This is a genomic window from Streptomyces sp. NPDC088553 (genome assembly GCF_044752965.1).
Lineage (GTDB): Bacteria > Actinomycetota > Actinomycetes > Streptomycetales > Streptomycetaceae > Streptomyces.
This window is the reverse complement of sequence record NZ_JBIVMG010000003.1, coordinates 708263-722773: the sequence shown is the minus strand read 5'-3', so window position 1 is coordinate 722773 and position 14511 is coordinate 708263. Positions and strand designations below refer to the sequence as shown.

5 protein-coding genes are annotated in these 14511 nt (G+C 71.0%); 4 read left to right on the top strand and 1 reads right to left on the bottom strand.

Translation table 11 applies throughout. From position 1 onward, the window contains the following. Positions 1 to 30: 30 nt before the first annotated feature. The 3 genes from ACIP8Z_RS12555 to ACIP8Z_RS12545 all read left to right on the top strand — a co-directional run bounded on the left by ACIP8Z_RS12555 (position 31) and on the right by ACIP8Z_RS12545 (position 2644). Positions 31 to 768 (top strand): hypothetical protein, encoded by a 738-nt coding sequence (locus tag ACIP8Z_RS12555; protein WP_402082139.1) that lies wholly within the window; start codon positions 31 to 33, stop codon positions 766 to 768. Between the two features lie 111 nt (positions 769 to 879). Next, a complete protein-coding gene (locus ACIP8Z_RS12550) occupies positions 880 to 1389 on the top strand; it encodes a toxin-antitoxin system, toxin component (protein WP_402082137.1) in 510 nt (169 codons plus the stop codon). A gap of 13 nt (positions 1390 to 1402) precedes the next feature. Then, entirely contained in the window at positions 1403 to 2644 is a 1242-nt protein-coding gene (locus ACIP8Z_RS12545; protein WP_402082134.1) for an MAB_1171c family putative transporter, read from the top strand. Between the two features lie 59 nt (positions 2645 to 2703). On the opposite strand, the gene ACIP8Z_RS12540 is transcribed toward ACIP8Z_RS12545, so the two are convergent. Then, a complete protein-coding gene (locus tag ACIP8Z_RS12540; protein WP_402082131.1) occupies positions 2704 to 7095 on the bottom strand; it encodes a ricin-type beta-trefoil lectin domain protein in 4392 nt (1463 codons plus the stop codon). A 381-nt stretch (positions 7096 to 7476) separates the two neighbouring features. Here ACIP8Z_RS12540 and ACIP8Z_RS12535 point away from each other — a divergent pair, with 381 nt between their 5' ends. After that, on the top strand, positions 7477 to 14496 hold the full coding sequence (locus ACIP8Z_RS12535) for a ricin-type beta-trefoil lectin domain protein (RefSeq protein WP_402082128.1): 7020 nt from the start codon (positions 7477 to 7479) through the stop codon (positions 14494 to 14496). The last annotated feature ends 15 nt before the right edge of the window (positions 14497 to 14511 follow it).

The following is a 14511-nucleotide window of genomic DNA, read 5'->3' as shown; positions in this document are numbered from 1 at the left end:
GGACCTCGACCGATGACCGCGGGAGTTCTTATGAGTGATGGGCCTGCTCAGGACCTGATGGGCACGGTGCGCCGGATCGACTCGCTGTTGGAACGCATGGGACTGAATCGCGCCGACGTGCTGCGGGTCGAGGGCGAGGGCGGGCTCTCGTACGCCTCCGGGGTGCCGGTGGAGGAAGTGCGGGAACTGCTGCGCGGCGAACGGTCCGTTCCGGCCGGGAGCGAGGTGGACGTGGTCGAGGCGCGCCACCGGCGCGTGGTCGAGCGCATCCTGTTCCTGCGCGCGACGCGGCTGCGCGCGTCCGCGGACGGCAGCAGGCGGGCCTACTCGCTCGCGGAGATCGCGGCCGGCGCGGGCACGAGCGCACAGTGGCTCGACAAGATGATCAAGACGGGCCGTGCTCCGAACCTCAACCACGCCGCCGGGATCGCGGGATTCTTCGGGGAGAAGATCGAGTTCCTGGTCGCCGAGCCGGCCGAGGCGCTGGACCGCGTCCTCCAGCAGATCCACAAGGATCTCCTGGAGCGGACCGTGGAACGCCAGGACCAGGACCTGCGGCGCCTGCGCATCGCGGGTCCGGCGAGCGAGGTGGATCCCTCCCTCGGCGTGGTCGCGTACGCCGCCCGGGCACTGGCCGACGTACCGGACGACACCGCTCAGCCCCTGATCGCCCTGATCGAGTCCGTCGCGCGGCGGTCCCGCGAGGAGCGCGCCCGGGAGGCCCGCGCGGCCCTCGAAGCCGGGTTGGTGCACAATGACGTCGATTGATCGCGGCGTGGACCCCACGGCTCACCAGCGGTAGCGCGCAGAAGCGATGCAGGGGGGCCGGTCCGTCCGGCACGAGTGACGGGGTGGCACGGGGTGGGGGTCTCGCGCGAGATGAAGCGGTATCGCGACGTGCTGGTCATGGGCCTGCCGCAGCCGGTTCCCGAGCGGCCGGCCGAATTGCTGACGGCGATCTGCGCGTGCGCGGCCCGGATCAGCGGCCGGGAACTGCGGTTGATGTTCGAGGAGTTCCCGCCGGGCTCGGTGACGGGTCTCTGGCTGGACATGGGCGACTACGACCTGATCGTCGTCGAGGCGAACACGTCCCCGCTGCATCAGGTCGTCATCCTGGGACACGAGTTGTGGCACCTCAAGGAGGGGCACTGCGGGCATGGCGGCGCGGCCGGTGCGCGGGCCGCGGCCCGCATGCTCGGGGACCGCTGGAACCTCGCCGACGCGGTCGCCCACGTCGCCGCCCGTACGGAGCCGGACCTCGAAGAGGAGCGGCGCGCGGAGAAGTTCGGCCGGATGCTGGCCGACCGGGTCAGGACCCGCCTGGACCGCAGGCGCGGCACGACCCCCTCCGGCGTGGCCGGCCGTATCTGGGCGTCGTTCAGAGGATGACGGGGGAGACGGCGTGAATCTCTACATCCCGGCCGCCGCGCTCGGCATCGTGCTGGTCGTCAAACTTCCCTCGCTGGTGAGGCGCAGGCACAGTCCCGTGGTCCGCAGCGTCAACGCCGTGATCTTCCTGCAGGCCTCGGCGTTCTTCTTCTCCGCGCCCCCGACCATCGGGTTCGTCAACAGGACGACCGGCGTCAGCAACTTCTCGGCGTTGCTGGTCTACTGCCTGCTCTCCGCCTACGCGTGCGCCTGCCGGGTCCTCATGGAGAACTGGCGTGGGGACGTGGAGGTCCTTCCCCGCACCCGCCGCCGGGTCAGACGGTGGATCTGGGGGCACGGCGTGGTGGCCCTCCTGCTCATCGGCTGTTTCGTGTGGGGCGAGGCGCCGGTCGAACGGCAGCGTGACTTCGAGACGTACTACGCCAGCACCCCCTTCATCCGGGAGATGGTGCTGCTCTGCCTGTTCGCCGTCACCGCGGCCGCCGGCGCGGCGGCCGCCGCGTGCCTGAGGTGGGCGCGCGACATCCGCAGCGAGTTCCCCGAGCGGCGGACACCGGCCCGTGGCCTGCTGCGCACCGGGCTCACCGTCCTGGCCGTCGGCTTCCTGACCAACGTGACCTACGGCGCGGCCAAGCTGGTGGCGGTCGTGGCCGCCTGGAGCGGCCGGAACTGGGAACCGCTCAACCAGGCGGCCGTGTCCCTGGCCGCCCTCGGCACCCTGCTGGTCGCCGCCGGTTTCCTCATCCCCATCGTCGGGCCCTGGCTCACCGTCCGGGTCCTCGAACCCCTGCGGACACTGCGCGCCCTGGGCCCGCTGCGGCGGACGTTGTGCGGCGCCGACGGTCCGCAGGGCCGGATGCGGCTCTCCACTCCCTGGAGCGCCGGTCCCGGCCGGCGCCTCACGGACCGGATGACCGACATCCACGACCGGATGCTGGAACTCGGGGCGTACTGCTCGGACGAGGTGCGTGCGCGCGCCTACGCGGAGGCCCGCCGGGGCGGCCGGACGGAGGCCGAGAGCGTCGCCGTCGGGCTGGCCGCCATGGTCAGGGCCGCGGCGGACGCCCGTGGCCGTGGCATGCCTCCGGACAAGGAGCGGGGTGTGCCGGCGGTTCGGGCGCTGCGCGCGGCGGAGGGCGAGTACCGGGACCTCCTGGTCGGCATCTCCCGGGCGCTCGGCTCGGTCCCCGAGGACAGGGACGGCGGCACCACCGCGTCGGTCGGTGGTGCCGCCTTGTCCCCCTGCGACGGATGACATCCGCCCCGCCACGGCGTCTGCCGGGGCGGGGCGGATGTCATCGGGTGGGGCGGGTGTCACGGAGCGACCGGCAGGGCCGGGGTCTGGAGCGTCGGGATGCTCCAGCGCTGGGCCGGAGTGCCGTTGCAGGCCCAGATCGCCAGCTTCGTACCCCAGTCGCGCCGTGCCTGCGGCAGGTCCAGGCAGTTGTTCGACTGCGGGTTGTAGATGCTGCCGTCGGCGCGGGGCAGCCACTGCTGGCCGCCCTCGCCCAGGCACTGCCAGAAGATCAGGTCGGTGCCCTGGGCGGTCTGGTTGCCCCGGACCGCGACGCACTGGCCCTTCTGGGTCAGGGTGCCGTTGGCGTTGACGCTGAACTTCTGCGGGTCGGAGCCGTTGCAGTCCCACAGCTGCGGCTGGTTGCCGTTGCCGTTGGCGCCCTGCGGCGTGTCCAGGCAGAAGTCGGGCGACGCCGCGTACCGGATCGGCAGGTCCGTGGTGGTGGCCGGCGGTACGTGGTTCTGGAAGACCGACAGCCCGGCGATGGAGCCGTTGAGGTGGTTGCTGGGCTTGCTGATGTACTTGTACCGGCCCAGGACCAGGGCGCCGCTGGGTGCGGGGCTGGTGCTCGCCCGGTGGTATCCGCTGGAGGCCAGCGTCCCGTTCACGTACAGGGTCATGGCACCGGAGGCGGCGTTGTAGGTGGCCGTCAGCTGGGTCCAGACGCCCTGCTTGAAGGTGTTGGCCGGGGTGACGACGGCGTTGTAGTCGTACGGCCAGCCGTCGTCGTCACCGTGCGCGAGGGCGAAGCGCCAGTGGCCGGTGTCGGCCCACAGCATGAACGCGCTGGCGTGCGCGCCGTCCTGGCTGACGATCATTCCGTCCTGCGCGTTCATCTTCACCCAGGTGGAGAGGGTGAACGACTGGCGGGTGTCGACGGCCTTGGCGGGGCCGGTGACGACCGACTTCGCCGCGGGGTCGAAGACCGCGACCTTGCGGGCGCGGCCGTCGACCGTCTCGGTGGCGTAGGTGACCGCCGTGGCGGTGGCGTCGTTGGAGACGCCGGCGCCGTTCTTGGCCGGAATGGCCTTGGTGTCACCCTCCAGGCGCCACTGGACGGTCGGGGCCTGGGCGTCGCCGCGGACGTGGTGGCCGCCGAAGCCGTCGACCGCGCCGCCGGCGGCGGTGCCGGCCCAGGCCTGCAGGACGCCGTCGGTGCCGACCGCCCAGAAGTCCGGGATGTCGTCGCCGGTCACATCGCCCTCGGAACCCACCCGCGGGTAGTCCGCGCCCTTGATCCCGTATCCGATGCGGGTGGCGGGCTGCGCCGCGACACCGGTGACCACGACGTAGCCGTCGACCGCACGGGTGCCGGTGGTCAGCTTGTACTGGAAGATGTCGCCGTTGGTGCGGTTGCGCACCCACAGCGCCGGGGCGGTGTCCGTCGTGGCACCGATGTTCAGCGCGTTGCCGGGGACCATGAGGTCCTTGTCGTCCCACGTGCCGCTCGCGTCGACCAGGGCCGGCGCGGCGAGGGTCTGGTTGGACTTGACCGGGTAGAACCACAGGTTGCCGGACTCCACGGACAGCAGTCCGGTGGCGTCGGTGACCTTGCGGCTCGGCGTCCGCGTGGTGCGGGCCGGGCCGGTCGGGGTGATCTGGCTGGAGTACGCCCAGGTCGCCTCGTTGCGGTAGCCGGTGCAGGAGGTGGCGTGGGTGGTGGAGCACTCCGGCTTGGCGACCGCGGTCTTCGTGCCGAGCGTGAAGCGGCCCGGGGCGGAGAGGGTGTTGTCGTAGGCGAAGAGCTGTGCCCCGCCGAGTGCGCCCGGGGTGGCCGGCTCCTGGTGCACGAACAGGTCGTCCACATTGCGGCCGGGGTCGAGCGAACCGCGGTGAACCGTGCGGTAGTCCTTCCACGTCCGGCCGGAGGCCACCTCGGGAGCCTGGAGCGCGGTGGCCGCGGTTCCGCTGGGGATCATGCTGCGGCTGCTGCCGTCAGTGGCACGGCCGTGCGTGACGAGGTTGCCCGCGGTGTCGGGCAGCAGGATGTCGGAGCGCGCGTCGCCGGTGGTGTCGCCGAAGGCGACCGCACCGTCCTTCCACGGCACGTAGAAGGCGTACGACCGGGTCTGGGAGGCGTTGCCCGCCTCGTCCAGGACCCGTGCGTAGACGATGTTGGTCCCCCACGTGGTGGGCTTGATGTCGAGGGGGTTCACGCCGAGCGGGCTGCCGCCGCTCGCGCACCGCTGCTGCGCGCCGACCAGCTGCGGGTCGAAGCCCCACTGGACACAGGCCAGTCCGGAGCTGCGCAGGCCCGCACCCGGGCTCGGGTCGGAGACGACGATGGGCAGGGAGCCCGTGTCGCCGAGGCGCAGGTTGGTGATCTGGCCGTTGCCGGCCGGCGGGTACTGGGTGGCCGGGTCGGTGAAGGGGCCGAACTCCAGGACCGGAGGGGTCAGGTCGACCGCGAAGTGGCAGGAGGTGGTGGCGGGGCCGCGCAGCAGGCCGTCGTCGCCCTGGACCGCCCAGCCGTAGCTGCGACCGTCCTTCAGGGCGTCGAGCGGGGTGGTGTACGTGGCGTCGGTGCCGGTGCCGACGAAGCCGGACCAGCCGGTGTTGGCCGCCGCGCCGGTGTCGTGGTCCCACACGCCCACGAACTGGGTGAGCTGGCCCTGGTTGGGGCTGCTGACCTTCGAGGCGATCGTGACGGTCGGGGTGGTGATCCAGCCGAACTGGTCGGCGGGGACGTCACCACAGGCCTGGGTGTCGCCCGCGACCACACGGCGCGGGGCGGGAACCGTGCGCTGGTTCTCCGGGACGCGCGGCGGGAAGTCGTACTCGGCGCTGAGCACCGCGGTGTACGCGAACCGCTTGAAGGCGATCTTGTCGCCGGTGCCCTCCTGGCCCGTCAGGGCGAAGGCGAGCGGGGTGCCGGTGTCGCGGATGCCGTCACGCATGGCGTTGGTGACGTTGAAGTCCACGGGGATGTTGCCGTAGCAGTCGCCGTTGTTGCCGTTGCCGCCGATGGACTGGTTCTGGATCCACTCGCGGATCTGGTGGTTGCTCCACTTGACCGACGAGCCGAACGCGCCGGCGCGGTACAGGTGCACCGGGTACGTGTTCGTGCAGGACCAGTCCGCCGAGAGGTACTGCTCCAGGCGGAGGTTGGCGTAGTTGATCGTGGCGCCGGCGTAGCCGTTGAGGTCGAACTCGTACAGCGCGCGCTCGATGCCCTTGCTGGTCTCCCAGCCCTGGTAGCCCACTCCCGGGCGGTCCCTGTCGCTGGAACCGGTGCGGTCGAAGTTGCCGGCGTCGTACGCCTGCTGGACCCAGGCGTGGTGCTGCTTGCCCCGGCTGTCCACGGACCACGAGGGGTCGACGTAGACGGGGTACTTGGTGTCGGCGCCGTCGAGCAGCTCGGCACTGGGAGCCAGGGCTATCTCGCCCGTGGCCCTCTTCGCCGGGCCGGTCGCCTTCGCGCCGGTCTCACGCGCTCCGGTCACCTTCGCACGGGTCACCGGGATCCGGGCCACGGAAGCACCGGCCCCGGGGCCGTCGGCGCTGCTGAGCGCCGACTCCGACCCGGTGGAGCTCACGGTGTCCCGGGCGTCGAGGTCGGCGTAGCGGGAGCCGCGCGCACCGGGCGCGCGTGCCTCGCCGGCCGACCACATCAGGGGGGCCGGGGCACGGAAGACGGTCTCCTCGCCGGCGGCGGCGGTCAGGCTGCCGTCCTTGCCCTCGGCCAGCGTCAGGCCGTCGGTGACGGTGGGGAACACCAGGTCGCGCACGGCCGGGTGGGCCGCCGCCGCGGGCGAGTGCAGAACGACCACGGTGGTGTAGCCGCCGTACTTGGTGGCGCTCACCTGGAGGTCGGTGTCGGGGGCCACGTTCTCGAACAGCGCGTCGTTGCCGCGCAGCACGGGCCGGGGGAGAGCGCCGGCGAACGGTGAGGAGACGGACAGCTTCTTGCCGTCCTCGGTCGTCATCGTCGCCAACGGACCCGTGCCGCCGCCCGAGATGACCAGGCCCGAACTCGACGCCTTGGGCGCCACGGTGCCGTCCGCGCGGACGGCCAGCGTGTCGTCCAGGGCCAGCCAGCGGCCCTTGGGGCCCTTGGCGCGCTGCGGCAGAAGGTGGCTCTCGGAGCGCAGCTTGCCCTTCGGGGTGGCGACCGTGGTCGCGTACTCCGTCGTCAGCTCCGGGACCGGCACGTCCTTGCCGGTCTTCGCCGCCAGCTCCCACGCCTTCTCGACCGCTGTGCGTGCGGGCGTTCCTGACGGGGCCACAGGTCGAGTGGCGGTGCCGACGGCGCCGGGAGCCGCCGGGGCTTCCGTGGCCGGAGCACCGGGCGGAGGCGTCGGCGCGGCCGCCGCGCCGTACGGCGCGGCCAGCAGCAGGGCGGTCGAGATCCCCACCGCCAGACCGACGGACACCGGCTTCCGCAAGCCGGATCTTGGTGCGTTGGACATGCGAGTGCCCACTCCCCCTAGAACGTGTCGAGTCCCTGACCAGACAGGCAGGGCCCGCGCACTGTGTCAGGCGGGCACACGGCTGATCAACAGCCGGAGGATTCAATTCCGCCCCTCCTGTGGGGGGTCGTGCCCAATTGGCCGCGAGGTGACCCTTCCCACGCATCCATAAACGATCGTTGATAGTGACGCAACGATCATTTACTGCTAGCTTCCCCCGTTTAGACCGGCAGTTAAGCGGATTTGGGGCCTCCGTTTGCCTCTCTCCGGCTCCGACCGACCCCACTTCAGACCCGTATGACCGAGGTCCCGGCCCGCGCGGCCGGGAGCCTCGGCTCTCTGCTGACCACAGACGAAGGAATCCTCATGTCAGTTCATGGCGTGCGCCGAAGAACGCGCACGTTCCGCACGCGGGTGGCCGGTCCGGTCGTCCTGGCGCTGGCCGCCTCCCTCCTCGGCGCCGCCCCGATGGCGCAGGCGGGGCAGGCCCAGGCCGCGGAGTCGGACTTCTCGAAGGTCTGGAAGCCGCCGCACCGGCCACTGCCCGGCACCACGCCGGTCAAGGCCTCCGACGTCCGCAAGGCCGCGGCGGTCAAGCCCCGTTACCCGGTGCCCGCGCCTTCCGCGGCGCGGTCCAGGACTCCGTTCTCCGCACCGGTCAGCGGCAGCGCCGACCTGACGGGCGCCACCGGTACGGCTCCGGTCAGGGCCGGAAGCCTGCCGGTCTGGGTGTCCCGGAAGGGCACCGGGGCCACGTCGAGCCTGAGCGGCAAGGTCACGGTGGTCCGTAAGGACGACCGTTCCGCGCGGGGCGTCGGGGTCAACGGCGCCCTGTACAGCCTCGCCGCCCAGACGTCCGGCGGCCCACGCACCGACTCCCGCGTCGTGGTCGGCCTGGACCTCGCCGAGCTGCAGGCCGCCACCGGGGGCGAGTTCGCCTTCCGCGGCCGCCTGGTGACCCTGCCCGGTTGCGCGCTGACGACGCCGAACGTGCCGTCCTGTCAGGTGCGTACGCCGCTCACCACGCGCTACGACGAGGCGACGAAGCGGCTCGTCGCCGACGTGGCACTACCGACGGCCGCGGCCGCCGCCCCGGCCCCGGCGAAGGCCGCCGCGCAGGCGGCTGCGAGCGGCAGGCTGCTCGCCGCCCCCGCCGCTCCGATGCTGCTGGCCGCGGAGACGGACTCCTCAGGTCCCGGCGGTACGTACGAGGCCACCGCGCTCGACTCCTCACAGGGCTGGGCCTCGGGCGGCAGTTCGGGTGCGCTGACGTACCAGCACGCCATCCAGGTTCCGCCGGCCCTGGGCGGCACCGCCCCCGAGGTCGCACTCGACTACAACTCCTCGTCGGTGGACGGCAAGACCTCCGTCACCAACGCGCAGGCCTCCTGGATCGGCGACGGCTGGGACTTCAACCCCGGCTACATCGAGCGCGTCTACAAGCCCTGTGACAAGGCGGGCATCCCCGACTCGGGCGACGCCTGCTGGGCGGGGTTCAACGCCTCCCTGTCCCTCGGTTCGCACTCGGGCTCCCTCGTGCGCGACGACAAGGCGGGTTCGGCGACGGCCACCACCGACGCCGCCACCGGCGTGTGGCGCCTCAAGAACGACGACGGTACGAGGATCGAGTTCGGCTCCGGTGCCGCCAACGGCGTCCGGGACGGCTCGTACGCGAAGGTCACCGACTCCGCGGGCACCACGTACTACTTCGGCGTCAACCACCTGCCCGGCGGCGACAAGACCGACCCGGCCACCAACTCCGTGTCCTCCGTGCCGGTGTACTCGCCCAAGAGCGGCCAGCCGTGCTACGACAGCGCCAAGGGCACCGGCTCCTGGTGCCAGATGTGGCAGCGTCTCTCGCTCGACCACGTCGTCGACGCCCACGGGAACCTCACCACGTACAAGTGGGCTCCGGAGACCAACTGGTACAAGCGCGGCGCCGGTCAGAACAACGGCAACGGCACGATGACCGAGTACACCCGGGCCACCACTCTGAAGAGCATCGCCTACGGGCAGAAGCTCGCCGATCAGGTCGCCGCCAAGGGAGCGCTCCAGCCCGCCGCCAAGGTCGACTTCACCGTCGTCGAGCGCTGCGTGGCCGCGGGCACGGCATGCGAGCCCGCCAACCGGACCGTCGCCAACAAGGCCAACTGGCCCGACGTCCCGGTGGACAACGAGTGCAAGAGCACCGGCACCTGCGTCTACTACGCCGCCACGTACTTCACCACCAAGCGACTGACGGGCATCGTCACCCAGGTCCGCGTCGGCAACGTCTGGCAGGACGTGGACTCCTACAAGCTGGTCCACTCCTTCCCCGACCCGAAGGACGCGGGCAGTCAGCGCGCCCTGTGGCTGGACTCGGTCCAGCGCACCGGCAGGACCGCGACACCCCACGCCGACCTTCCGGCCGTGTCGTTCACGCCCGTCATGCTGCCCAACCGGGTGGACGGGACGAACCTCGTACCGGCACCGCCGATCATGAACCGGCCGCGGATCCAGCAGATCCGCAACGAGACCGGCGGCGTCCTGAACGTCGACTACAACCTCCCCGACTGCTCGCGGATCAACAACGTGATGCCGACGGCCGAGGACGACAACAACAGGGCCTGCTATCCGGTGCGTTGGTCCCCGCCCGGTTCGGTCGCCGACTCCGATCCGGTGCTGGACTGGTTCCACCACTACACGGTCAAGTCGCTGACCGAGAACGACACCGCCACCGACACCCCGCAGAAGATCACCAACTACGCCTACAGTTCCGCCGCCTGGCACCGTGACGACAGCGAGCTGACCGAGGCCAAGGCCCGCACCTGGGGCGACTTCCGCGGCTTCGCCAAGGTGACGACGACCGTGGGCTCGGGCAACGACGGACCCAAGGGGCAGACCGTCACCACCTACCGCCAGGGCATGGACGGTGACCTCCGCAAGAACGGCAGCGCCCGCTCGGTGCACCTGACGAACGCCCTGGGCCAGGACGTCACGGACGTGGACTGGCTCAACGGCCGGATCCTGCAGACCGAGGCCTTCGACCAGGCGGGCGGCACCGTCGCCACACAGACCGTGAACGCCTCCACCGACCCGGTCGCCACCGCCACCCGCACCCGCACCGGCCTGCCCCCCCTCGTCGCCCGCTACGCGGGAACCAAGCACACCACCACGACCCGCGTGAAGCTGGCGGACGGCAACTGGCGTACGAGCACCAGCACGCAGGTCACCGACTCCACCCGCAACAACCGGACCGTGACCTCGCTGGAGCAGGGGGACGGTGTCCCGGACGAGTGCACGCGCACCACGTACGCGAGCGGACCGGACGCCCAGCGCACCGATCTGGTGTCCGAGGTCCTGAAGGTCTCGGGCACCGAAGCGTGCACCGCGGACCCCACCGCCGCGAACACGGTCTCCCTGGCCCGTACCTTCTACGACGGCCTCGCCCACGGGCAGGCGGGCGCCACGGCCGACGCGACCAAGAGCGAGATCCTGGACCGGTACGCCGCCGACGGCACCCCGGTCCTCGTCACAGCCTCCACCACCGCGTACGACGGCTACGGCCGCGTCACCACCACGACCGACCCGAACAGCACGGACGCGCAGCACCCGAACGGCGCCACCATCAGCACGGTCTACACCCCTGCCGCCGTCGGCGAGCTGCCCGGCACGGTGACGGTCTCCGCGCCCGTTCCCGGCCAGGCGACGGGCACCTGGGACACCGTCACCACCTATGACGCACGGCGATCGCTGCCACTGAAGGTGACCGACGCCAACCAGAAGACGACGACCAGCGCCTACGACGCGCTGGGCAGGCTGACCGCGGTGTGGCAGCCGGGGCGTTCCCCCGAGTCCCACAGCAACGCCGACACGGAGTTCGGCTACCGCATCTCCAACAAGGCGGGCGTCCCCTCCACGATCACCACCGAGAAGCTGACCGTGGACGGCACCACCCCGGTGCGGACCACGTCGATCAAGCTGGTGGACGGCTTCGCCCACACCCGTCAGACGCAGTCCACCCCGGCCAACCCGGCCTACACCGGCCGCCTGGTGACGGACAGCCGCTTCGACTCGCACGGCCGGGAGATCGCGACCAACGCAGCCTGGTACAACGACGCTTCGGGTCCGAAGGACGTTCTCGTCGGCGCTGCCGACAGCACCGTTCCCTCGCAGAAGCGGACCAGCTACGACGGCCTCGGCCGGGCCACCGTCATCTCGACCTGGTCGCTGGGCAAGGAGCAGCACCGCACGACGACCAGCTACCCGGGCGCGGACCGCACCGACGTCCTGCCTCCGAAGGGCAGCGCGCCGACGTCGGTCTTCACCAACGCGCTCGGCCACACGACCGAGCTGTGGCAGTACTCCACACCCACGCCCACCGGGCAGGCCTCGGACGCGGCCGTCACCCGCTACACCTCGACCCTCGACGGCCGGCCGCTGACCCGGAAGGACGCGGCGGGCAACCTCTGGACGTACACCTACGACCAGCGGGGCCGCCAGGTCAGCGCCAGTGACCCGGACACGGGGACGACCACGCAGACGTACGACGCGGCCTCCCGGCTCTCGACCATCACCAACGCCAAGAACCAGACGCTGGTGTACGCCTACGACCTGCTCGGGCGGAAGACCGGCCTGTACGACGGCACCGTGAGCGCCGCCAAGCAGCTGGCCGGCTGGACCTTCGACACGGCGGTCGCCGGCAAGGGCAAGCCCGCCACCTCCACGCGCTACGTCGGCGGCGCGGCAGGGAAGGCGTACACCAACGCCGTGACCGGCTACGACGACGGCGCCCGGATCACGGGCACGACGATCACCGTGCCCGGCACGGACGCGGGACTCGCCTCCGGCACCTTCACCTACACCGTCGGCACCACGCACGACCGGCTCACCGGCAACCCGAAGAACACGGTCCTGCCGGCGCTCGCGGGACTGCCGTTGGACGACATCGCGTACTCGTACAACGACTACGGCCAGCTGTACAAATACGCCGGCGCCACCACGTACGACACGCAGACCGAGTACGACGCCTTCGGGCGCGTGATCCGGTCCACCGTCAACCCGTGGGCCTCCCAGGTCGTGTCCACCACCGTCTACGACGAGGCCACCGGGCGGGTCCGCGACCAGTTCACCGACAAGCAGACCTCGACCACGGGCGCGGTGCAGCAGACCGGCTACACGTACGACCAGGCCGGCCGGATCACCTCGCTCACCAGCGTCGCGGACAACACCCCCGCGCTGACCGACCGGCAGTGCTTCGCCTACGACCACCTCGGCCGACTGACGACGGCGTGGACGGACACGGGCGCCATCAAGAGGCCCGACCCGCTGACGCACCAGACGGCCGATCAGGGCGCGTGCGCGAACACCACGCCGACCAGCGGTGCCGTCGCTCCGGCGAAGACCACCGTCGGCGGCCCGGCCCCCTACTGGCAGGAGTACGCGTACGACCTGACGGGCAATCGCACCAAGCTGGTCAACCGCGACCCCGCGGGCGACACCACGAAGGACGCCACCACCGTCCAGACCTTCGGCGCCCCCGGACAGCAGAACGCCCCGACCTCCGCCCCCGCCACGGGCGGCGGCACCGGCGGTGCCCACGCCCTGCTGCTCGCCACGACGAAGACGGGCACGACCACCAACAACGACGCGTTCCAGTACGACGAGAACGGCGCCACCACCTCCTACCGGGCCGGCAAGGCCGGTACGAGCAGCCTGACGTGGAACAGCGAGGGCAAGCTCGCCTCCCTGACCACGGCCACCCAGATCAAGGGCATCGGCGGCAAGTGCCTGGACGCGGAAGGCGGTTCGACCGGGGTCGGCAGCCCGCTGCAGATCTACGCGTGCAACACGGGCGCGGGACAGAAGTACTCCACCGCGAACAGCACGCTCTCCAGTGGCAACCGCTGCGTCCAGGCCATGGGCACCACGGCCGGATCACCGGTCACCTTCCAGGACTGCGACGGCGGCGCCGACCAGACCTGGACAGCGCGGGCCGACAGCACGCTCCACAACCCAGTCTCCGGCCGCTGCCTCGCCGTCCCGGGCGACGTGGCCACCGACAGTCTGAATCTCGTGCTGGGCGACTGCGCCACCACCGTGCCCGCCGGGCAGAAGTGGACCATTCCGAACACCACCACGACGTACCTGTACGACGCCGACGGCAAGCTGCTGCTCCGCCGCAACCCCGGGACGGTCACGCTCACCCTCGGCAACGACGAGCTGACCGTGAACACGGCCACCCAGGCCAGGACCGGCGTCCGTTACTACCCCATCCCCGGCGGCATGACCATCGTGCGCACCGGGTCGGGCACCGCCGCCGGGACGTTCGTCGCCCAGATCGCCGACCACCACGGCACCAACAACCTGAGCGTCGACCTGTCGACGCTGGCCGCGAGCCGCAGCCGTACCGACGCCTTCGGCAACGTCCGGGGCACGCAGCCCTCAGGCTGGGCCGGGAACAAGGGGTTCGTCGGCGGCCAGAAGGACGACACCACCGGGCTCACCAGCCTCGGCGTCCGCCTGTACCAGCCCACGACGGGCCGCTTCATCAGCACCGACCCGCTGCTGTCACCGATGGACCCGCAGCAGTGGAACGGTTACGCCTACGCGAACAACGACCCGGTCAACAACACCGACCCGGACGGCCGCATGTGTCTGCACGGCTCGCCCGGCGGCGGCCGCGACGGCATCTGCGCGGGCGTCGACGGGGACACCGACGGAGTCATCGGCGACAACTCGAACAACTGCAACCGCGCCTCCTGCCGCGCGGCGGCGGACGCGATGAGCAAGCAGGCACGGAAGAAGGGCACGTACAACAAGACGCCCAAGGGCCACGCGAGTCACCCCAAGCCGGCCAACAACTACCGGTACTCGTACACGTACACGTACACGCACTACCTGGGGCCGACGTCGACCATGGGGTCGCCGGAGTCCGTCATGGCGGCCTTCAAGGCGAACCCGGGAGAGGTGTTCCCGTTCCCGATCAGCGGCTGCGACGAGTTCCTCGGCGGCGAAGTCTGCACCCTGCATCCCTTCCCCACCGACTGGGGCATCGATCTCTTCGGAAAGCCCGGCGTGGTCCGGGTGTCGGCCGCGGACACCAGTTTCACCTTCGAGGTGCTCGAAAGCGGTTACTTCGACGACCGGGGCTCGACCATCTCCTTCAGCGTCGAGCAGAAGGGTGAGGATCTGTACCTCAGGCAGGACGCCATGACGACCGGCTCGAAGGCGATACCCGCCCTGGGAGTGTTGGGGGGAGCCGCCCGTGAGACATGGGAGGACCAGGCGTTCAACCTCCAGAGGTTGATCGTGGGCAAGGACCTCTTCGACCACTTCGACCCGCGGATCACGCCCCGCGACAAGGTGGCCGAACTCCTGGACCCCTTCCACCCGAACAACATGAAGAACTGGAAGCGCTGAGCCCGACCGATCCGT